Origin of the sequence: Mesopusillimonas faecipullorum (assembly GCF_020539505.1) — a bacterium.
In the GTDB taxonomy this organism is placed as follows: domain Bacteria; phylum Pseudomonadota; class Gammaproteobacteria; order Burkholderiales; family Burkholderiaceae_B; genus Mesopusillimonas; species Mesopusillimonas faecipullorum.
The window spans coordinates 25235-44823 of record NZ_JACDXW010000007.1; the positions used below are offsets into that span (position 1 = coordinate 25235).

Sequence of the window (19589 nt, forward strand, 5' to 3'; positions counted from 1 at the left end):
AGCTTGGGAGACTGCATGAGACTGCTGCTGGACGCAGGCAATACACGAGTCAAGCTGTCGTGGATGAGCTTGAGTGCCCAAGCGCGCGCTCCTGTGGTTGCCGCCTTTGGCTACGATGAAATGGCAGGCTTGGGGGCTTGGGTGGCAGCCTTGCCTGAGCGACCGCTAGAGGTGTGGGCAGTCGGTGTCGTCGATTCAGCGCGCATGGTTCAGCTCGAACAGTTGTTGTCGGCAGCTTCGGGTGCACAAACGGCGGCGGGCTTGCCCGTGCATTGGCAGCACAGCCAAATGTACGCAGCGGGTGTGCGCAGCGAATATCTGCCTTCCCATGCGCTGGGGCCAGATCGATGGGCGGGCTTGTTGGGCGTCGCCTGGAACGAGCGCCGTCTCGCGGGCAACTCGCTTGCGCCCGTATTGCTGGCTTCTTTCGGCACTGCTACGACGGTGGACGCCTTGTTGCCGTCTGAAGCACAAGCCGCAGATGAGTATGTTTTTCCTGGTGGTCTTATTTTGCCGGGCGTTCAGCTGATGGCGAGGTCCTTGGCGCAAGGCACGGCACGGCTTCCTGAAGAAGCCGGGGTCACTCGAAACTTTCCTGCCCAGACGCGTGATGCCATTGCCACCGGCGTGGCGGCGGCTCAATTAGGGGCGGTATGGCGTCAATGGCGACGGATCGAGCAGTCATCTTCTCGTGCACCTGCGCGCCTGTATGTGACGGGGGGAGCTTGGCCGGCCCTTGAGGCCGAGGCTTTGCAGTGGTTTGAACCCGCGCAGATAGTGTGGCTGGCTTCCCCGGCGCTGGATGGTTTGGCTTGTCTTGCAAGGCAAAAACAAGAGGCAGGTCATTGACGGTTGCCTCATAAATGCTTTAACTATTGACGATTGTTGTCGTTGAGCCGTGCCAAGCTGTTATATGCTTGGGCCAGCTTGGCTGTCGGGAGCCCCTTATGCGCATTGTTTTTGTATTGGTCGTGCTGGTCAACGCAGCGCTTTACGGCGTGGGCCAAGGCTGGCTAGGGCCGGTACCCAGTAGTGAGGGACGGGGCCAGCTTGCCCCGCCCGAGCAAGCGCCCGAACGTATGGTGCCTATCGTCCAGTAGCGGGTTCTTGCCGCCATGTACCGACAGCACTTTTTTCAACCTTTATCATCACCTCCAGTATGAAACCGATACGCAAAGCGGTATTTCCGGTCGCAGGCATGGGCACGCGCTTTTTGCCCGCTACCAAGGCCATGCCCAAAGAGATGCTCCCCGTCGTAGACAAGCCTCTCATTCAATATGCCGTTGAGGAAGCGATTGCCGCGGGCATCACCGAGCTCATTTTCGTCACGGGGCGCAACAAACGAGCCATCGAGGACCATTTCGATAGCGCCCCCGAGCTAGAAGCAGATTTGGCCAGCAAAAATAAAACGGCGTTGCTGGAGATCGTGCGCAACGTGATTCCCTCTTACGTCAATTGCATTTACACGCGCCAGCCGGCCCCATTGGGCTTGGGGCATGCCGTATTGTGTGCGGCCCCGATTGTGGGTGGTGAGCCGTTCGCGGTGTTGTTGGCCGACGACTTGCTGGATGCCGATACACCGGTGCTCAAGCAACTGACTGACGCCGCTCATCAATACAACGGTAGTGTGTTGGGCATCAACAATGTCGAGCTCAGCCAAACTGACCGCTATGGCATTATCAGTGGCCACTCTGTGGGCGAACGCACCACCCGACTCACAGGCATCGTCGAAAAACCGGCTCCCCAAGATGCGCCTTCTACGTTGGCGGTTGTCGGTCGTTATGTGCTCGAGTCCGAGATCTTCGATCATTTGCGGCGCACGCAGATCGGTGTAGGTGGCGAAATCCAACTTACCGATGGTATTGCCAGCCTGATGAAAAGCCGTCAGGTGTTTGGCTACGAGTACGAAGGCAAGCGTTACGATTGCGGTAGCAAGGCAGGGTTTTACCAGGCAACAGTAGAACTGGGCCGTAAGTATCACGGCCTCAGCGCTTAAAGCGTGGCAAGGCGGGTTATCGCGGAGGCGATACCCGCTTCAATTCATTCAGGCCGTCTACAACACGGGTAACAGCGCCTGAGTGCTGACGCACCCAATAAGTGGCGGCCTGACTCATTTGGTTCAGGCGCTGCGAGTCAGATAGCAGCTGCAGAGCGGCCTGCACGGCGGCTTCGGGCGAAGCTGCGCGTAATGCTGCCCCTGCATCGATGGCATCCAGTGCCGCGTGTTCGAAATGCTGAGTATGGGGGCCGACGATGGTCGGCACGCCTACTGCACAGGCTTCAATCAGGTTTTGGCCGCCTAGAGGCAAGAAGCTGCCCGCTACGATGGCAACTTGGCTGGCCCCGTAATATCTGGGCATTTCGCCCAGGCTATCGCCCAGCAACACAGCCGATTGGGCACATAAACGCAAGCTGGACATGGCGGTGCCCCCGCCGTCGGCAAACTGACTGCGGCGGGTAAAGGGCAGGCCTGCTTTTTGCAGCAGCGATGCGACGTAATTGAATCGTTGAGGGTGGCGAGGCACGATGCAAAACAGAACGCTGTCGGCAAGCTCTTGGCCCTGCGCGCGTGCGCGCTTGATTTGCTGAGCAATGGCCTGGATGAACAGCTCATCTTCGCCTTCGCGCGTGCTGGCGATGGTCAGCATCTTGCGCGGTAGCGCCGCGGCAAAAGCCCGCCCGCGTGCGATTTCGTCTTCGGGCAGATGTACGTCGAATTTGAAGTTGCCCGAGACGCGCACAGCCATGGCGCCCGCATGCTCCAGGCGCTGTGCATCTTCCAGCGTCTGCGCATAGATCATGTCCAGGCTTTCGTAGGCTTCGCGCATCATGCGCCCGGCGTGCAGGGTTTGTCTCAGGCTTTGGTCTGAAAAGCGAGCACTGGCCAGCATCATGGGGACTTTGCGCTTGCGTGCCACGGCCAGTACGTTTGGCCAGATTTCACGCTCTATCATGACGCCAACCAAGGGGCGATAGTGCGTGAAAAAACCTTTTACCGCCCACGGGAAATCGTAAGGCAACCATTCTTGCAGTAGTCGACCACGCGCAATGGGTTCGGCAAACAGGCGCGCCGCTTCGGCACGCCCTGTGGCCGTCATGTGGGTTAATACAACCGTATCGCCTTGGTCGAGCAGGGCTTGAACGAAGGGCTGTGAGGCGCGGGTTTCGCCCAAACTGACGGCGTGTACCCAGATGGGACGGCGCAATGGAGCAGGGGTGGTGTAACGGCCAAAACGAGCCCCTGACATGACTCCCCATTTGCCACCGGCCTTGCGCGCACGCAAGGCAACCCAGCCGATCAGGGCTGGGGAAAGCAAGGTAAGACACAGGGTGTAGAAGTAGCGGTTCAAGCCTCGGCCCGGGTGTGTGAGTGCGCGTGAGTATTCTAATCGTAAAAGACGTATCCGCTTTTAGGCGGAAGGCTCGGGCGGCATGGTCGGCTGCGACAAAGTTTGCAAAGCTTGGTCTATGGCGCTGATAACCGTGTGGGCCGATGGCGCCTGGCCTCTTTCGCCCAGGCTGGCGGTGTAGCCACTGCCTTGCAAAGGCGTGCGCACCGGGGTGGAGGCTTTGTAAATGCCTATGGTTGGGCGACCCAGCCCCGCGCTTAAATGGGTCAGGCCGCTATCCAGGCCCACCATGATGCGAGCACCGGCCAGCTCCCGAGCCGTGTCCGTCAGGCTCATGCGGGGCAGTACCTGAGTATGATCCCAACCTTGCATCAGCTGCTTGGCACGCGCCTGCTCGGTTGGGTTGCCGGCCAATATTTTAAGTGTCATGCCATAAGACTGCAGGTGTTTGAAAACAGCATGCCAGTCTTGGCTGGGCCAGAGTTTGTCGTCGCGGCTGGCTGAGGGCATGATCACGGCGTAACCGGGGTGCAGGATATCGCGCGAAAAAGCCTGCAGCCCGAAGTCGGGCGGGCCTTCGAACTGATACCCCAAGGCCGAGGCTGCCAAAGTGCGCTGGCGGATGATGGCTGGTTGCCAGAACTCCACCTTGTGCCGCACATCGTAGAACAGCGAGGCCAAGGGTTCGCGTGCGGAGCGCCTATCAAGACCATGCCGCGTGCCGCGTGTTTGGCGCACGATCCAGATGGATTTCAGCAGAGCCTGCATATCCAGCACGACGTCGTATTCGCGACCGCGCAAGGCTTGGCGCAGCTGAGCCCGTTCGGCTCGGCTGCGGGCAGACCACCAATGCTTGCGCCACCGCCTATGGGCAACGGGGATGACCTCGTGAATGGCAGGATGCCAGGCTGGAATTTCGGCGAAGCTTTCCTCGGCGACCCAGTCTATACGGGCGTCAGGAACATGCCTCGCGATGTCGGACATGGCCGGCAGCATGTGAACCAGATCGCCCAGCGAGGACGTCCTTACGATTAGGATGCGAGTCGTCATGGGGCGATTATATATAGACAAGAGCCCGCTTTCCGCGCTTTATCAAGGAGCAGACGGCAGGGGCTTGAGTCAGCAAGCGAGTTAAAGGCTAAAATGGAAGTTACGCCTGTTGCAGGAATCCAGCATGACTACCCCTATTGAAATGCCCGCTACGTCAACCGACGCCGGCGGTGCGCCCTTGGCCTACGATCCTACCCGGAAGCAGAAATCGGCCGAGAAAACCTCTCGCATCCCTATCAAGATCGTTCCTGTCGAGCGACTGAAGAAACCCGAATGGATACGCGTCAAAGCGGCCGCGCCGGGCTCTCGCTTTTACGACATCAAACGCATTTTGCGTGAGCATAACCTGCACACGGTATGCGAAGAGGCCTCGTGCCCCAACATTGGCGAGTGTTTTGGCAAGGGCACCGCCACTTTCATGATCATGGGCGACAAATGCACGCGTCGCTGCCCTTTCTGTGACGTGGGCCATGGTCGGCCCGACCCTCTCGACGTCAACGAACCCGAGAACCTGGCTCGCACCATTGCGGCGCTCAAGTTGTCTTACGTCGTCATTACGTCGGTAGACCGTGACGACCTTCGCGACGGTGGTGCCGGCCATTTTGTGGCTTGCATAGAAAGAGTGCGCGAGCTTTCACCCAGCACCCGCATCGAGATTCTTGTGCCCGATTTCCGGGGGCGCCTCGAACGCTCCCTGGGCATCCTGAACGCCGCGCCTCCCGATGTCATGAACCACAATCTGGAAACCGTGCCCCGCCTGTATAAGCAAGCGCGACCCGGCTCCGATTACCAACACTCATTGCGTTTGCTCGCCGAATTCAAAGCGCTGCACCCAGAGGTTCCAACCAAATCCGGGCTGATGCTGGGCCTGGGCGAAACCGACGAAGAAATCTTGCAAGTCATGCAGGATATGCGGGCGCACAATGTTGACATGCTCACCATAGGTCAATACTTGCAGCCTTCCGAGCACCATTTGCCGGTATTGCGTTATGTGCACCCCGACACCTTCGCCATGTTCGAAGAAAAAGCCTACGAAATGGGCTTTACCCACGCGGCGGTGGGGGCCATGGTGCGATCGTCCTATCACGCTGACGAGCAAGCTCACGCGGCAGGCGCGGTTTAATTTGGCGCGCTTGCCCGCCTGCTTGGCTATTTGCTGATTTTTACAATCACGTAGCGGTCGTTTTCTCGTTGTGCTGTGAATGTCACCTTGTCTCCCGGCTTGATCTCGATGATCAAGATAGGCTGCACATGGTAGGCCAGCGACATTGCCGGCAGTTTAAGGTCGGGGATAGCGTTATGTTTGATAACGATTTTCCCCTGCACCGTATCGACTCGGCGTACTTCGCCGGATGATTCGGCTTGCTGTGCAAATGCCGGCGAGGAGATAGCGGCGACGGTCAAGGCCAAGGCGGCCAAGCGGCAAGAGGAGGGGATCGTAAAAGCCATGTTGAACACCCAAAACGGTGGGAAACGCCGGCATCAGCCGGCCACTACCCCAGTATAAATTAATGGGTGTCAGCCTGTTGCCAGACTATTGGGCTCATCTGCCACGGCTTTATCGGCAGATTCAGACCAGTTTGCGGCGCGAAGCCTCAAGCGCCGCTTCGGCGCGGGACGAAATATTGAGTTTGCGATAGATGGATTTCACGTAGCTTGCTACGGTTTGGTCGGTCAAGCCCAGCACGCGTGCCGCTTCGCCCACACGAAAGCCGCGCCCGATAATGCTGAGGACTTCGGTCTCGCGGGGTGAAAGGTGGACGGCTTCTTCGTTGGGCAGTGACGCTGCCAGCAGATGCTGCATGCATGCCAGTATGCGTCGCGCCATGCGGGGGGTGATGGGCGGCTCTCCTTGTTCCATGCGCTTAAGGTAGTGCACCATGATTTCGGGCGGGTGCTCTTTGAGCAGATAACCTTGAGCGCCTGCCGCGACGGCCTTGCATAAGGTTATGTCATCGTCAAAAATCGTGATGACGATGGGCAGACAATGCGGGCCGTATGCATTTAACTTACGCACCAATGAAATGCCGTTGCCATCTGGCAGCCCCAGGTCTATTAGAGTCAGCAGATTGCCCCCCGAAGCGTCGGTATGTTCGGGATGCTGCTCAAGCCACTGTTCGGCCTGCCTCAGGGTGCCGCAGCCGCTGATACCGGCCTGGGGGAAGGCCTCTTGTGCGATCTTGACAAGGCTGGTGCGCACGCCCTCGATGTCTTCCACGATGAGAATGTGCGAATAGCGTGCGGGGGAGTCTCGTAATGCAACCATGGAGTCATCTCGGTGTTTCATTTGCCCGCTGTACGCCAAAATTTGGCTGTGGAGAGGGCTTCTCTGCAATATATAGATAAATTGTCACATGTGGTTAATATATTTCGTATGCTGGGCAACCCTGCCTTGCCGTACTTAAAGACCCCTGCTAAGCAAGTACCGGTTCAATACCAGAGCATTGTCACCATACTGATTCAGTGGCTTCTCGCACGGGTGGTGTAAATAGGCAACATAAACCAGGCATGGAGCAAAGATGCTGCCTTGTGTTTGCGTAATTTGCCAAAACAGGTTAAAGTAGATGACTTACCCCAATTTGCAGTAATTGCTTTTGGCCTTCACAGGAAGGCGGTAACCCAAGTAAAAGCAAAGGCAGCAAAAGCAGTGGTAAGTAAGAAAGCAGTTTTTTAGCCAGATTTTCAACCCAGGGTTTTGGCCGGTCGAGCCGGTTTGAAGCCTGACGGGACCAAAACTGGCTGGGTCTTCCGGGTCGCAGCATCGTGCTGTAGAGCGGGGGGTTCGGCTAAGTTGGACTAGGAACAATCATGATACAAATGCAGACCACGCTGGACGTGGCCGACAACACGGGTGCGCGTTCCGTTATGTGCATCAAGGTGTTGGGCGGCTCCGGGCGCCGTTATGCCGCAATTGGCGATGTCATCAAGGTCACCGTCAAGGATGCGGCCCCGCGCGGCCGTGTCAAGAAAGGCGAAATCTACAACGCCGTGGTGGTGCGTACCGCCAAGGGCGTGCGTCGCCGCGACGGTTCCCTCATCAAGTTCGGTGGCAATGCCGCCGTGTTGCTCAATGCCAAGCTCGAGCCCATCGGCACGCGCATCTTCGGGCCCGTCACGCGCGAACTGCGTACGGAAAAGTTCATGAAGATCGTGTCGTTGGCCCCGGAAGTGCTGTAAGGAGCCGTCATGCAAAAAATCCGTAAAGGTGACGAAGTCGTCGTGTTGACTGGGCGTGATAAAAGCCGCCGCGGCACGGTGCTGCAGCGCGTCGATGCAGACCACGTTGTGGTCGAAGGCATCAACGTCGTCAAGAAGCACGTCAAGGCCAACCCCATGGCCGGTACGCCAGGTGGCATCGTCGACAAGACCATGCCCATTCACATTTCCAATGTGGCATTGTTCAACCCCGAAACCGGCAAGGGCGACCGCGTTGGTGTTCAGGTGGTCGACGGCCGCAAGGTGCGTATCTTCCGCTCCAACGGCGCGGTCGTTGGCGCCAAGGCTTGAGGGGCGAATCCATCATGACTCGTTTGCAAGAGTTTTACCGTAACAAGGTCATGGCCGACCTGCAAGGCAAGTTCGGCTACCAAAGCGTCATGGAAGTGCCGCGCATCACCAAGATCACGCTGAACATGGGCGTGTCCGAGGCGGTGGCCGACAAGAAGGTCATCGAGCATGCTGTGTCCGACATGAGCAAGGTCTCCGGCCAAAAGCCCGTGGTCACCAAGACACGCAAGTCCATCGCGGGTTTCAAAATCCGTGAAGACTACCCCATCGGTTGCATGGTTACACTGCGCGGCAAGCGCATGTACGAATTCCTCGACCGTCTCATCACTGTCGCGCTGCCTCGTGTGCGTGACTTCCGTGGTGTGTCGGGTCGTGCGTTCGACGGCCGTGGCAACTACAACTTCGGTGTGAAAGAGCAGATCATTTTCCCCGAAATCGAATACGACAAAATCGACGCGTTGCGTGGGATGAACATCAGCATCACCACCACCGCCAAGACTGACGAAGAAGCCAAGGCGCTGTTGACGGCCTTCAGCTTCCCGTTCCGCAACTAAGGGGCGCAACGTGGCCAAACTTTCACTCATCAATCGCGATATCAAGCGTGCCAAGCTGGCAGCCAAATTTGCGGCCAAGCGTGAGGCCTTGAAGGCGATCATCGACGATCAGTCCAAGACTGACGAAGAACGCTACCAGGCTCGTTTGCAGCTGCAACAACTGCCGCGCAACGCCAACCCCACCCGTCAGCGTAACCGCTGCCTGGTGACGGGTCGTCCGCGTGGCGTTTTCAGCAAATTCGGTCTGGCTCGTCACAAGCTGCGCGAAATGGCGCTGCGTGGCGAAGTGCCGGGCGTGACCAAAGCTAGCTGGTAGGAGAAACACACATGAGCATGAGCGATCCCATCGCCGACATGTTGACCCGCGTGCGCAATGCGCAGCAAGTTCGCAAGACGTCGGTCAGCATGCCCTCCTCGAAGCTGAAAGCGGCTATTGCCGCTGTGCTGAAGGATGAAGGTTACATCGAGAGCTACCGCATCAGCGGCGAGCAAGCTAAACCTGTTCTCGAAATCGACCTCAAGTATTACGCCGGTCGCCCCGTTATTGAACGCATCGAGCGCGTATCGCGCCCCGGTCTGCGTATCTATAAGGGTCGTACCACCCTGCCACAGGTCATGAACGGCCTGGGCGTGGCGATCATTTCCACGCCACGTGGCGTCATGACAGACCGCAAGGCCCGTGCCTCAGGCGTGGGCGGCGAAGTCCTCTGCTACGTCGCCTAAGGGGAAACACATGTCACGTATTGCAAAATACCCGGTCGAACTGCCTCAGGGCGTAGAGACCACCATTAAAGCCGACAGCATCACGGTCAAGGGTCCTCTGGGCACTTTGGTTCAGCCGCTGGGCGGCGACGTCGATATCAAACTCGACGGCAACCAGTTGACGTTCGCAGTGGCCAACGATTCGCGCCACGCACATGCTATGTCCGGTACGCTGCGCGCGCTGGTCAACAACATGGTCACCGGCGTCAGCAAGGGCTTCGAGCGTAAGCTGACACTGGTCGGCGTGGGTTTCCGCGCCCAAGTTCAAGGCAATGCGCTCAAGATGCAACTCGGCTTTTCGCACGACGTTGTGCACGAAATGCCCGAAGGCATCAAGATCGAGTGCCCCACGCCTACTGAAGTCGTGGTCAAAGGTGCTGACAAGCAAGTCGTTGGTCAGGTAGCTGCGGAAATCCGCGCCTACCGCCGTCCCGAGCCCTACAAGGGTAAAGGTGTCCGGTATGCCAACGAGCAGGTCATCATCAAGGAAACCAAGAAGAAGTAAGCGCGCGGACAAGGACGAATCATGGACAAGAAACTCTCCCGTTTGCGTCGTGCAGCTGCGACTCGCCGGAAAATCAGCACACAGCGCGTTCATCGCCTGTCGGTTTTCCGTTCGAATCAGCATATCTACGCAAACATCATTTCGCCGGAAGGCGATCGTGTGCTGGTCAGCGCTTCCACGCTGGAACCCCAAGTCCGCAAGGAACTCACGGGTCAGGGTGGCAACGTGGCCGCCGCCGGTCTGGTCGGCAAGCTTGTGGCCGAGAAAGCCAAAGCTGCTGGTATCGAAGAAGTTGCTTTCGACCGAGCAGGCTTTCGCTACCATGGCCGCGTCAAGGCGTTGGCCGAAGCCGCTCGCGAAGCGGGTCTGAAATTCTAAAGGAATTGGCAAATGGCTAAAGCACAAGGTAGGCAGGCTGCCGAAAAAGAGAACGACGACGGCCTGCGTGAAAAGATGATCGGCGTCAACCGTGTCAGTAAAGTGGTGAAGGGTGGTCGTACCATGAGCTTCGCTGCACTGACCGTAGTTGGCGACGGCGATGGCCGCATCGGCATGGGCAAAGGTAAAGCTCGCGAAGTGCCAGTGGCTGTTCAAAAAGCAATGGAACAGGCGCGTCGCGGTATGTACCGCGTGCCCCTGAAGAACGGCACGCTGCATCACACCGTGGTGGGCAAGCATGGTGCATCCACCGTGCTGATCTCGCCCGCAGCAGAAGGTACCGGTGTTATCGCCGGCGGCCCAATGCGTGCAATCTTCGAGGTTATGGGCGTGCGTAACGTCGTGGCCAAAAGCCTGGGTTCCAGCAATCCCTATAACCTGGTGCGTGCTACGCTGAACGGCCTGCGCGCATGCTCGACCCCTGCCGAAATCGCTTCCAAGCGCGGCAAGTCGGTCGAAGATATCCTGGGGTGATCTCATGACGACACCAAAGCAAATCAAAGTTACGCTCGTGCGCTCCGTTATCGGCACCAAGCAATCCCACCGTGATACTGTTCGTGGTCTGGGTCTGCGTGGTCTGAACAGCAGCCGCGTGTTGGTCGATACGCCCGAAGTGCGTGGGATGATCCGCAAGGTGGATTACCTGGTCAGCGTCTCGGAAGCCTGAAAGGAAGCGTCATGACTGTTACTCAACTTAATACCCTGCAACCCGCCGCTGGCAGCAAGCATGCTCGCCGTCGCGTGGGCCGCGGCATCGGTTCCGGCCTCGGTAAAACGGGCGGCCGTGGCCACAAAGGTCAGAAATCCCGTTCCGGTGGTTTCCACAAAGTCGGTTTCGAAGGCGGCCAAATGCCCCTGTACCGTCGTCTGCCCAAGCGTGGCTTCACCACGCCAGGCGGTCACCTGTACGCTGAAATCCGCTTGTCCGACTTGCAAGCCTTGCCCGTCGAAGAAGTCGACGTCCAAGTGCTCAAGCAAGCCGGTGTTGTGGGTCAGCTGGTTCGCTATGCCAAAGTCATCAAGTCCGGTTCGCTGGATCGCAAAGTGACACTCAAGGGCATCACGGCCACTGCTGGTGCACGCGCGGCTATCGAAGCCGCTGGTGGATCGCTGGCTTGATAAGGGGCGGGCGTGGCTAAAGCTCAGGCAATGAATAAGTCGGGGTCGCGGTACGGCGATTTGCGTCGCCGTCTCGTATTCCTGCTTTTGGCCTTGGTGGTGTACCGCTTAGGTACCCACATTCCCGTGCCGGGCATCAACCCCGACGCACTGGCCGATATGTTCCAACAGAACCAGGGCGGTATCCTGGGTTTGTTCAACATGTTTTCGGGCGGCGCGCTTGAGCGTTTCTCAGTGTTCGCACTGGGAATCATGCCCTACATCTCCGCTTCCATCATCATGCAGCTGATGGCGGTCGTCGTGCCCTCGCTCGAAGCCCTCAAAAAAGAAGGCGAGTCCGGGCGGCGCAAGATCACACAGTACACCCGGTATTTCACGGTGTTGCTGGCCTTGGTTCAGGCGGTGGGGATCTCTGTGGCTCTCGAGTCGCAGCCGGGCCTGGTCATAGACTCAGGTATGTTGTTCCGCTTCACCACGGTCGTTACCTTGGTTACCGGCACCATGTTCGTCATGTGGCTTGGTGAGCAAATCACCGAACGCGGTATAGGAAACGGCATTTCCATCCTGATTTTCGCGGGTATTGTTGCTGGCTTGCCCAGTGCCCTTACCGGCATGATGGATCTCGTTCGTACCGATTCCATGAGCATCCTGTCGGCGCTGTTCATCTTGGCTCTGGTCGTTCTGGTCACTTACTTTGTTGTCTTCGTCGAACGTGGGCAGCGCCGTATCACGGTGAACTACGCCAAGCGTCAGGTGGGTAACAAGATCTATGGTGGTCAAAGCTCGCACCTTCCGCTTAAGCTGAACATGGCCGGTGTGATCCCTCCGATCTTCGCGTCGTCCATCATCTTGCTGCCCGCTACGGTGACCAGCTGGTTCTCCAGCGATCCCAACATGCGTTGGCTAGGTGATTTGGCCGCAGCTTTGGCGCCGCATCAGCCCTTGTACGTCACGTTGTTCTCGGCATTGATCATTTTCTTCTGCTTTTTCTATACGGCGCTGGTTTTCAACAGCCGCGAGACCGCAGACAATCTGAAGAAAAGTGGTGCATTTGTGCCTGGTATCCGTCCCGGTGACCAGACTGCCAAGTACATCGACAAGATTTTGATGCGTCTGACGCTGGCTGGGGCCATATACATCACACTGGTGTGTTTGTTGCCCGAGTTCATGCAGATGCGTTGGAATGTGCCCTTCTACTTCGGTGGTACTTCTCTACTCATCATTGTTGTCGTAACCATGGATTTCATGGCGCAGACTCAGGCTTACATGATGTCCCACCAGTACGATTCGCTGCTCAAGAAGGCTAACTTCAAGGGTGCGGGTCTGCCCGTGCGGTGAACGAGAATGGCAAAAGACGACGTAATTCAAATGCAGGGCGAGGTCCTTGAAAACCTCCCCAACGCAACTTTCCGCGTCAAGCTCGAAAATGGCCATGTGGTACTAGGCCATATTTCCGGCAAGATGCGCATGCATTACATCCGGATCCTGCCGGGCGACAAGGTCACAGTGGAGCTCACGCCCTATGACCTCTCACGCGCCAGGATTGTTTTCCGCTCTAAATAAGCGGCCGGTTACAGGAACACAGGAGAACACCATGAAGGTAATGGCATCGGTAAAGCGAATCTGCCGCAACTGCAAAATCATCAAACGTCACGGCGTCGTGCGTGTCATCTGCACCGATCCGCGTCACAAGCAGCGTCAGGGCTAAGAGCCCTAACGCAACAGATTTAAACAAGGAACAGTCATGGCCCGTATTGCTGGCATCAACATTCCGCCGCATCAGCACACCGAGATCGGTCTGACCGCTATCTTCGGCGTCGGTCGTTCCCGCGCGCGCAAAATTTGCGAAGCGGCTGGTATCGAATATTCCAAGAAGGTCAAGGATCTGACCGACGCCGAGCTCGAGCGTATTCGCGAGCAGCTGGGCGAGTTCACGATCGAGGGCGATCTGCGCCGCGAGCTGCAGCTGTCCATCAAGCGCTTGATCGACCTGGGTACTTATCGTGGCATGCGCCATCGTCGTGGTCTGCCGGTGCGCGGCCAGCGTACGCGTACGAACGCACGCACCCGTAAAGGTCCGCGTCGTGCAGCCGCAAGCCTGAAGAAATAATCGAGGAATAGATCATGGCGAAAGCTTCTTCCAGCGGCGCATCTCGCGCTCGCAAGAAAGTCAAGAAGAACGTTGCGGACGGCATCGCCCACGTTCACGCTTCTTTCAACAACACTATCATTACCATCACCGATCGCCAGGGCAATGCCCTGTCGTGGGCGACCTCCGGCGGCGCCGGCTTCAAGGGTTCGCGCAAGTCCACGCCGTTCGCGGCACAGGTGGCTGCCGAAACCGCAGGTCGTGCCGCCATCGAGTGTGGTATCAAGAATCTGGAAGTGCGCATCAAAGGACCCGGCCCAGGCCGTGAATCCTCCGTCCGCGCGCTGAACGCGCTGGGCATTCGCATTACCAGCATTTCCGACATCACGCCGATACCGCACAACGGTTGCCGGCCGCCCAAGCGCCGTCGTATCTAAGGGGAAGCATCTTGGCACGTTACATTGGACCTAAATGCAAGCTCTCGCGTCGCGAGGGTACCGACCTTTTCCTGAAAAGCGCCCGTCGCTCGCTCGATTCCAAATGCAAGATCGAGTCCAAGCCCGGTCAGCATGGCCGCACTTCGGGTGCTCGTACGTCCGACTACGGCGTTCAGCTGCGCGAAAAGCAAAAGCTCAAGCGCATGTACGGCGTTCTGGAAAAGCAATTCCGCAAATACTTTGCTGAAGCCGAGCGTCGTCGTGGCAACACCGGCGAAACCCTGATTCAGTTGCTGGAATCCCGTCTGGACAACGTCGTTTACCGTATGGGCTTCGGCTCCACGCGCGCCGAGGCTCGCCAGTTGGTGAACCACCGCGCCGTCGAACTGAATGGCCGCACCGCCGACATCGCTTCCATCATCGTTAAAGCCGGTGATGTGATCACGATCCGCGAGAAAGCCAAGTCGCAGTCCCGCATCAAGGAATCGCTCGACCTGGCAACCGGCAACGGTCTGCCCCAGTGGGTTGAAGTCGACGCCAGCAAGCTGACCGGTACGTTCAAGCAGGTTCCTGACCGCGCCGACGTCGCTCGCGATGTTGACGAGTCCATGGTCGTCGAACTGTACTCCCGCTAAGTTTTTCGCAAGCAGTTTTCATCCGTCTCAGCCTTATCGGTGTAACGAGCCGAGGGTATTGATAAGGAATATACATGTCGTCTCAAGGTTTTCTGAAACCTCGCTCCATCGAGGTGGAACCCGTCTCCAAGCATCGCGCCCGCGTGGTCATGGAGCCCTTCGAGCGTGGCTATGGCCACACGCTGGGCAACGCGCTGCGCCGCATTCTGTTGTCTTCGATGACGGGCTACGCGCCCACCGAAGTCCAGATTACGGGCGTGGTCCACGAGTACTCCACTATTCCTGGTGTGCGCGAGGACGTCGTAGACATCCTGCTGAACCTGAAGGGCGTCGTGTTCAAACTGCATAACCGCGAAGAAGTGACGCTGGTATTGCGCAAGGAAGGCGCGGGTGAAGTCCGCGCCAGCGACATCGAGTTGCCGCATGACGTCGAGATCATCAATCCCGACCACCTCATCGCCAACCTGACGGAAAACGGCAAGATCGAAGCGCACATCAAGGTAGAGCAAGGTCGTGGCTATGTGCCCGGCAACGTGCGCGCCTTGGCCGAAGACCGCTCGCAATCCATCGGTCGCATCGTGCTGGATGCTTCTTTCAGCCCCGTGCGCCGTGTCAGCTATGCCGTCGAGAGCGCTCGTGTTGAGCAGCGCACCGACTTGGATAAGCTGATTCTGGATATCGAAACCGACGGTGTGATTTCGCCCGAAGAGGCGGTTCGCCAGTCTGCACGTATCCTGATGGATCAGATTTCGGTGTTTGCCGCTCTGGAAGGTGTCAGCGACTCTTACGAAACGCATGTTCCTGGTGGTCCTCAGATCGATCCGGTGTTGCTGCGCCCCGTAGACGACCTCGAGCTTACCGTGCGTTCGGCCAACTGCCTGAAGGCCGAAAACATCTACTACATCGGCGATCTTATTCAGCGTACCGAGAACGAATTGCTCAAGACCCCCAACCTGGGTCGCAAGTCGCTCAACGAGATCAAAGAAGTATTGGCCGCTCGCGGCTTGACTCTGGGCATGAAGCTGGAGAACTGGCCGCCCCTGGGTCTCGAGCGCCCATAATCGTTGTTGAATGTCCGGCCCATGGCCGGACATTTTGCTGTTTTTTTTTCTATAATCCCACACCGGCCCGCGGCGCAAGTCGATAGAAGAGCCGGTAGCCAAAAACGGTGGCACAAGACAAAGCCGCCGTTCTTTCAAAAGATTCAAAGGACTCATCATGCGTCACCGCAGCGGCCTCCGCAAACTTAACCGTACCAGCAGCCATCGTCTTGCCATGTTCCGCAACATGGCCGTCTCGCTGATCACTCACGAAGCCATCAAAACCACGCTGCCCAAGGCCAAAGAATTGCGCCGCGTCGTCGAGCCTCTGATCACGCTGGGTAAGAACCCCACGTTGGCCAACAAGCGTTTGGCTTTTGCTCGTCTGCGTGACCGCGAAGCCGTGCTCAAGCTGTTTGCTGAAATCAGCCCACGCTACCAAGAGCGTAACGGTGGCTACACCCGCATCCTGAAAATGGGCTTCCGCCAAGGCGATAACGCTCCCATGGCTTTCATGGAACTGGTCGACCGCCCTGAAGTGACGGAAGTCGAAGAGCAAGGCGAAGAATAAAAGACGATACCGATGTCTCTGATGTCGGTGCGTCCAGCCGCTTTTCTCGAAAAGTGGTGAAACGATAAAGCGGTCGCGTGAACCCAGTGTTCGCCCGGCCGTTTTCTTTTATGTAGTCTGGAGGAGTACAACATGCAGAATTGGGACGGTACCAAGGCTTTCAAACAAGGCGCAGAAGCGCTGTGTTTTGGCGATTTGGTCGAACGCGATAAGCAATATAACGCGCGGGCATCCGTGGCAGATTTCGACACTACGATTTCGGAATACACGACCTTGTCCCGCAAGGCAGATGCCACGGTGCCGGCTGTGCGCAATCTGCGTTATGGCTTGGCAGCCAACGAGCGCCTGGATATTTTCCCGACGGTATTGGCGAATCAGCCGGCGCCGCTGTTCATTTTTATTCATGGCGGTTACTGGCGCGGGCAAACCAAAGAAGATTCTTCCATGCTGGCCCTGCATTTGCCACAAGCCGGTATCGCTGTCTGCACTATCGAATACACGCTGTTGCCGGGTAGCACCTTGCCCGAAACCATAAGGCAGGTGCGGGCTGCGGTGGCTTGGCTGCATCGTAACGCCGCGCAATATGGCCTGGACGCCAACCGCTTCATCGTGGGCGGCAGCTCGGCGGGTGGGCATTTGGCGGCCATGGTGGCAGCCGAAGGTTGGACGCAAGAGTACGGTTTGCCTGACGACTGCATCAAGGGCGTGGTCGGCCTGAGCGGTTTGTACGATTTGCGGCCTTTGTGCGGCACGCATATCAATGCCTGGTTGCATCTGCATGAAGATCAAGCGTGGCGAGTCAGCCCGGTTTGCCATTTGCCGCGCCCCGGCCTTCCTGTGTTCTTGACGGTAGGGGGGTTGGAAACCGATGGCTTCAAAGTCCAAACGACGGCTTACGAAGACCTCTGCCGAGAGCATGGCGTGAAGGTTACCCGTCACGACATGGAGCAATGCAACCACTTCAACTTGCTGGTTGAGTTGACCAAGGCCGACAGTCCCTTGACGCGTGCGGTGCATGATATGGTGGCAGGCCTTTAAGGTGCCCTATGAGCAAGTCTGACGCTTACGACTTTACGGTTCAGGTGCAAGGCTTGCCGCCCGACGCGGTGGTCATGGTTCTGACGACTGTGCCGGATATGCTGTTGGCCAAGCACATTGCCCACGACCTTGTCGAAGAAGGTATCGTGGCTTGTGCGAACCTTGGCGCGCCGGGGTTGTCCATGTACATGTGGCAGGGAGAAATCCAAGGCGACGAAGAGGTGCCACTGACGTTTAAAACGACAGTGGCACAATTGCCAGAGCTGGGCAGGCGCTTGTGTCAGCGCCATCCTTACGACCTGCCGGAATTACTCGTGCTGCCAGTTGCAGGTGGTTATCAAGCTTACCTCGACTGGGTGCGCGAGCAGACAGCGTCTAAATAACGCTGTCACAGCTAAGCGTCCGCTCCTTATGGGGGGCCGGCGATTTACGTATCACTCTTCCCTGATGCAGCCATGCGTATCGGGACAAGGATTCGCGCGTGACGGCTTCTTTCAGTATTCGTTTCTCCCCCTTGCTTCGCGTGTTTGCCAAAGCGCTATGGTGGCGTGGCCTGACAGCCTTGCTGATGATAGTGATGGCCTTGGGTCAAGCGAATGCCGAAGAGGACTTCCTGGCTCCCGAGCAAGCTTTCAAGTTGTCGGCTGCCATGGCCAGCCCAGCCGAGCTTGACGTGCATTTTGCCATTGCTCCGGGCTACTACATGTACCGCAAGCGGTTTGCTTTTCAGGCAGACGAAGACGGCTTGCTGGGAGACCCGCAGTATCCCGAAGGTGTGATGGTGGATGACCCCACCTTTGGCGAGGTCATGGAGATCTACCGCCAGGCGGTGACGGTGCGCATCCCCTTGCAAGCCAGCTTGCCTGCGGGCGAACGCATCACGGTTCAGATGACCAGCCAAGGTTGTGCCGAAGCCGGTTTGTGCTACCCACCCGCTAACCAGCCCATCGTGCTGGAATCTACAGGGCAGGGGTATGCGGTGCGCGGCGAATATGCACGCGAGCAAGTGCCTGGGCCTGTTTCCCAAGCGTCCTTAACCGCAGAAAGCCCTGCACAACCACAAAGTGCCGCAGGTGGTTTGAGCCAGGTGAGCCGCTTGAACGATGAAGGGCTGGCTACTTATCTCGCGCAATCCAGCTGGTGGAAAATCGTCGGGCTCAGCTTTGTGTTGGGCGTGCTGCTGTCTTTTACGCCTTGCGTGCTACCCATGGTGCCTATTCTGTTGGCTGCCATAGCAGGACAGGCGGGCGCTAGGGTAAGCCGGTGGCGCGGGCTGGGCTTGGCCTTCGTCTACGTCCTGGGAGTCTCTATCGTTTACACCTTGCTGGGTGTGGCAGCGGGGCTGTTGGGTGCAGGTTTGGCCGCTTGGTTACAGAATCCTTGGGTATTAGGCGTATTTGCCATCTTGCTGGCTTTGTTGGGCCTGGCCATGTTGGGCGTCTTTACGGTGCAAGCCCCCGGCGGCGTGCAAAGCTATTTAACAGAGCGGATGAACCGCTTGCCCGGTGGCCGTCATAGCGCGGTTTTTGTCATGGGTATGCTGTCCGCACTGATTGTGGGTCCTTGTGTGGCGGCGCCATTGGCGGGCGTATTGCTTTTCCTCTCACAAACGGGCGATGTCGTGCTGGGCGGCTCCGCTTTGTTTGCATTGGCTTGGGGTTCGGGCGTGCTGCTTTTAGTGGTGGGTGCGGGCTCCGCTGCGGTATTGCCGCGTGCGGGGGCCTGGATGAACCAGGTGAAGTCCTTGTTTGGCGTGCTGCTGTTTGCCACGGCTTGGTGGATGATCTCCCCCTTTGTTGCGGCGGTATGGGTGGTTCTGGGCTGGGCTTTGCTGGCATGCTGGGCAGCCGTGCTGTTAGGCGCCTTTGCCAGTTTGCAAGCCGAGGCAGGGCCTATGGCGGCGCTGGGCAAGGCTTTGGGCCTGTTGATCGCCTTATGGGCAGCGCTGATGCTGGTTAGCGTGGCCCTGGGTAAGCCCAGCACTTTGCGCCCGCTGCACGCCTTGTCGTCCGGTCTAGCGGGGGGCAGCACCGCCGTATCGGCGCCGGTGTTCGAGCGTATAAAGTCAGTCGAAGAACTGGAGCAACGTCTGGCGCAGGCCACCCGACCGGTCATGCTGGATTTTTACGCGGACTGGTGCGTCTCTTGTATAGAGATGGAGCAATTTACCTTTGTTGACGCCGGTGTCGCGCAGCGCATGGCGCAGTTTGAGTTGCTGCAGGCCGACGTGACTGCCAATAATGAACAAGATCGGGCGCTGCTCCAGCGGTTCAAGCTTTTCGGCCCGCCCGGTATTATGTTTTTTGATGCCCAGGGTCAGTACCTGCCCTCATATCGCGTCATCGGTTTCCAGAATGCCGAGCGCTTCCAGGGCGTGTTGGATGCCGTTCTGGCGGCGCGCTGAAGCGTTGGCCCGAATGGGCAGGCAAGCCGTCGGTCTGAGCCCGCAGAGGCAGTTTGCTTGCTAGGGGATTTCCCTGGTCTGCGGGGTTCT

At 58.0% G+C, this 19589-nt stretch carries 29 protein-coding genes; 25 read left to right on the forward strand and 4 right to left on the reverse strand.

The window, feature by feature from the left end; genetic code table 11:
• Positions 1 to 15: 15 nt before the first annotated feature.
• The 3 genes from H0484_RS12910 to galU all read left to right on the forward strand — a co-directional run bounded on the left by H0484_RS12910 (position 16) and on the right by galU (position 1996).
• On the forward strand, positions 16 to 849 hold the full coding sequence (locus tag H0484_RS12910; RefSeq protein ID WP_226955054.1) for a type III pantothenate kinase: 834 nt from the start codon (positions 16 to 18) through the stop codon (positions 847 to 849).
• A gap of 98 nt (positions 850 to 947) precedes the next feature.
• The gene (locus tag H0484_RS12915) at positions 948 to 1100 is read left to right on the forward strand and encodes a hypothetical protein (RefSeq protein ID WP_226955055.1); all 153 of its coding nucleotides are present in this window, start codon (positions 948 to 950) and stop codon (positions 1098 to 1100) included.
• A gap of 59 nt (positions 1101 to 1159) precedes the next feature.
• A complete protein-coding gene (galU, locus tag H0484_RS12920) occupies positions 1160 to 1996 on the forward strand; it encodes a UTP--glucose-1-phosphate uridylyltransferase GalU (protein WP_226955056.1) in 837 nt (278 codons plus the stop codon).
• 16 nt (positions 1997 to 2012) lie between these two features.
• On the opposite strand, the gene H0484_RS12925 is transcribed toward galU, so the two are convergent.
• Both H0484_RS12925 and waaC read right to left on the reverse strand, forming a co-directional pair.
• The gene (locus tag H0484_RS12925; protein ID WP_226955057.1) at positions 2013 to 3350 is read right to left on the reverse strand and encodes a 3-deoxy-D-manno-octulosonic acid transferase; all 1338 of its coding nucleotides are present in this window, start codon (positions 3348 to 3350) and stop codon (positions 2013 to 2015) included.
• 60 nt (positions 3351 to 3410) lie between these two features.
• Complete coding sequence (waaC, locus tag H0484_RS12930; RefSeq protein ID WP_226955058.1) at positions 3411 to 4400, reverse strand: lipopolysaccharide heptosyltransferase I; 990 nt, start codon at positions 4398 to 4400, stop codon at positions 3411 to 3413.
• A 124-nt stretch (positions 4401 to 4524) separates the two neighbouring features.
• Here waaC and lipA point away from each other — a divergent pair, with 124 nt between their 5' ends.
• Positions 4525 to 5523: a lipoyl synthase gene (gene lipA, locus H0484_RS12935; RefSeq protein WP_226955059.1), complete on the forward strand. Its 999-nt coding sequence runs from the start codon at positions 4525 to 4527 to the stop codon at positions 5521 to 5523.
• 26 nt (positions 5524 to 5549) lie between these two features.
• On the opposite strand, the gene H0484_RS12940 is transcribed toward lipA, so the two are convergent.
• The gene (locus tag H0484_RS12940) at positions 5550 to 5849 is read right to left on the reverse strand and encodes a copper-binding protein (RefSeq protein WP_226955060.1); all 300 of its coding nucleotides are present in this window, start codon (positions 5847 to 5849) and stop codon (positions 5550 to 5552) included.
• Between the two features lie 121 nt (positions 5850 to 5970).
• A complete protein-coding gene (locus tag H0484_RS12945) occupies positions 5971 to 6666 on the reverse strand; it encodes a LuxR C-terminal-related transcriptional regulator (protein WP_226955061.1) in 696 nt (231 codons plus the stop codon).
• A gap of 542 nt (positions 6667 to 7208) precedes the next feature.
• Between H0484_RS12945 and rplN the strand changes: the two genes are divergently transcribed.
• The 21 genes from rplN to dsbD all read left to right on the forward strand — a co-directional run bounded on the left by rplN (position 7209) and on the right by dsbD (position 19499).
• Positions 7209 to 7577: a 50S ribosomal protein L14 gene (rplN, locus tag H0484_RS12950; protein WP_226955062.1), complete on the forward strand. Its 369-nt coding sequence runs from the start codon at positions 7209 to 7211 to the stop codon at positions 7575 to 7577.
• 9 nt (positions 7578 to 7586) lie between these two features.
• Positions 7587 to 7907: a 50S ribosomal protein L24 gene (rplX, locus tag H0484_RS12955; RefSeq protein WP_226955063.1), complete on the forward strand. Its 321-nt coding sequence runs from the start codon at positions 7587 to 7589 to the stop codon at positions 7905 to 7907.
• Positions 7908 to 7921: 14 nt separating this feature from the next.
• Complete coding sequence (gene rplE, locus H0484_RS12960) at positions 7922 to 8461, forward strand: 50S ribosomal protein L5 (protein WP_226955064.1); 540 nt, start codon at positions 7922 to 7924, stop codon at positions 8459 to 8461.
• 10 nt (positions 8462 to 8471) lie between these two features.
• A complete protein-coding gene (gene rpsN, locus H0484_RS12965; RefSeq protein ID WP_226955065.1) occupies positions 8472 to 8777 on the forward strand; it encodes a 30S ribosomal protein S14 in 306 nt (101 codons plus the stop codon).
• 11 nt (positions 8778 to 8788) lie between these two features.
• Complete coding sequence (gene rpsH, locus H0484_RS12970) at positions 8789 to 9184, forward strand: 30S ribosomal protein S8 (protein ID WP_226955066.1); 396 nt, start codon at positions 8789 to 8791, stop codon at positions 9182 to 9184.
• A 10-nt stretch (positions 9185 to 9194) separates the two neighbouring features.
• The gene (rplF, locus tag H0484_RS12975; protein WP_226955067.1) at positions 9195 to 9728 is read left to right on the forward strand and encodes a 50S ribosomal protein L6; all 534 of its coding nucleotides are present in this window, start codon (positions 9195 to 9197) and stop codon (positions 9726 to 9728) included.
• A 21-nt stretch (positions 9729 to 9749) separates the two neighbouring features.
• Positions 9750 to 10106: a 50S ribosomal protein L18 gene (gene rplR, locus H0484_RS12980; protein WP_226955068.1), complete on the forward strand. Its 357-nt coding sequence runs from the start codon at positions 9750 to 9752 to the stop codon at positions 10104 to 10106.
• A 12-nt stretch (positions 10107 to 10118) separates the two neighbouring features.
• Complete coding sequence (gene rpsE / locus H0484_RS12985) at positions 10119 to 10640, forward strand: 30S ribosomal protein S5 (RefSeq protein ID WP_226955069.1); 522 nt, start codon at positions 10119 to 10121, stop codon at positions 10638 to 10640.
• Positions 10641 to 10644: 4 nt separating this feature from the next.
• Positions 10645 to 10833: a 50S ribosomal protein L30 gene (gene rpmD / locus H0484_RS12990; RefSeq protein ID WP_226955070.1), complete on the forward strand. Its 189-nt coding sequence runs from the start codon at positions 10645 to 10647 to the stop codon at positions 10831 to 10833.
• 11 nt (positions 10834 to 10844) lie between these two features.
• Entirely contained in the window at positions 10845 to 11285 is a 441-nt protein-coding gene (rplO, locus tag H0484_RS12995) for a 50S ribosomal protein L15 (RefSeq protein ID WP_226955071.1), read from the forward strand.
• Between the two features lie 12 nt (positions 11286 to 11297).
• Entirely contained in the window at positions 11298 to 12623 is a 1326-nt protein-coding gene (gene secY, locus H0484_RS13000; protein ID WP_226955072.1) for a preprotein translocase subunit SecY, read from the forward strand.
• Positions 12624 to 12629: 6 nt separating this feature from the next.
• The gene (gene infA, locus H0484_RS13005; RefSeq protein WP_009523889.1) at positions 12630 to 12848 is read left to right on the forward strand and encodes a translation initiation factor IF-1; all 219 of its coding nucleotides are present in this window, start codon (positions 12630 to 12632) and stop codon (positions 12846 to 12848) included.
• A gap of 31 nt (positions 12849 to 12879) precedes the next feature.
• A complete protein-coding gene (gene rpmJ / locus H0484_RS13010) occupies positions 12880 to 12993 on the forward strand; it encodes a 50S ribosomal protein L36 (protein WP_003805360.1) in 114 nt (37 codons plus the stop codon).
• A 36-nt stretch (positions 12994 to 13029) separates the two neighbouring features.
• Entirely contained in the window at positions 13030 to 13395 is a 366-nt protein-coding gene (gene rpsM / locus H0484_RS13015) for a 30S ribosomal protein S13 (protein ID WP_226955073.1), read from the forward strand.
• Positions 13396 to 13409: 14 nt separating this feature from the next.
• Positions 13410 to 13811 carry a 30S ribosomal protein S11 gene (rpsK, locus tag H0484_RS13020; RefSeq protein WP_226955074.1) on the forward strand — a complete coding sequence of 134 codons (402 nt, stop codon included), beginning with the start codon at positions 13410 to 13412 and terminating at the stop codon, positions 13809 to 13811.
• A gap of 11 nt (positions 13812 to 13822) precedes the next feature.
• A complete protein-coding gene (gene rpsD / locus H0484_RS13025) occupies positions 13823 to 14446 on the forward strand; it encodes a 30S ribosomal protein S4 (protein WP_226955075.1) in 624 nt (207 codons plus the stop codon).
• A 74-nt stretch (positions 14447 to 14520) separates the two neighbouring features.
• Positions 14521 to 15507 (forward strand): DNA-directed RNA polymerase subunit alpha, encoded by a 987-nt coding sequence (locus tag H0484_RS13030; RefSeq protein ID WP_226955076.1) that lies wholly within the window; start codon positions 14521 to 14523, stop codon positions 15505 to 15507.
• Positions 15508 to 15664: 157 nt separating this feature from the next.
• Positions 15665 to 16057, forward strand: a complete 393-nt coding sequence (gene rplQ, locus H0484_RS13035) for a 50S ribosomal protein L17 (RefSeq protein WP_226955077.1) — start codon at positions 15665 to 15667, stop codon at positions 16055 to 16057.
• A 132-nt stretch (positions 16058 to 16189) separates the two neighbouring features.
• A complete protein-coding gene (locus H0484_RS13040; protein ID WP_226955078.1) occupies positions 16190 to 17095 on the forward strand; it encodes an alpha/beta hydrolase in 906 nt (301 codons plus the stop codon).
• Between the two features lie 8 nt (positions 17096 to 17103).
• Positions 17104 to 17478 (forward strand): divalent-cation tolerance protein CutA, encoded by a 375-nt coding sequence (gene cutA / locus H0484_RS13045; RefSeq protein WP_226955079.1) that lies wholly within the window; start codon positions 17104 to 17106, stop codon positions 17476 to 17478.
• Positions 17479 to 17663: 185 nt separating this feature from the next.
• Positions 17664 to 19499, forward strand: a complete 1836-nt coding sequence (dsbD, locus tag H0484_RS13050) for a protein-disulfide reductase DsbD (RefSeq protein ID WP_226955158.1) — start codon at positions 17664 to 17666, stop codon at positions 19497 to 19499.
• Positions 19500 to 19589: the final 90 nt, after the last annotated feature.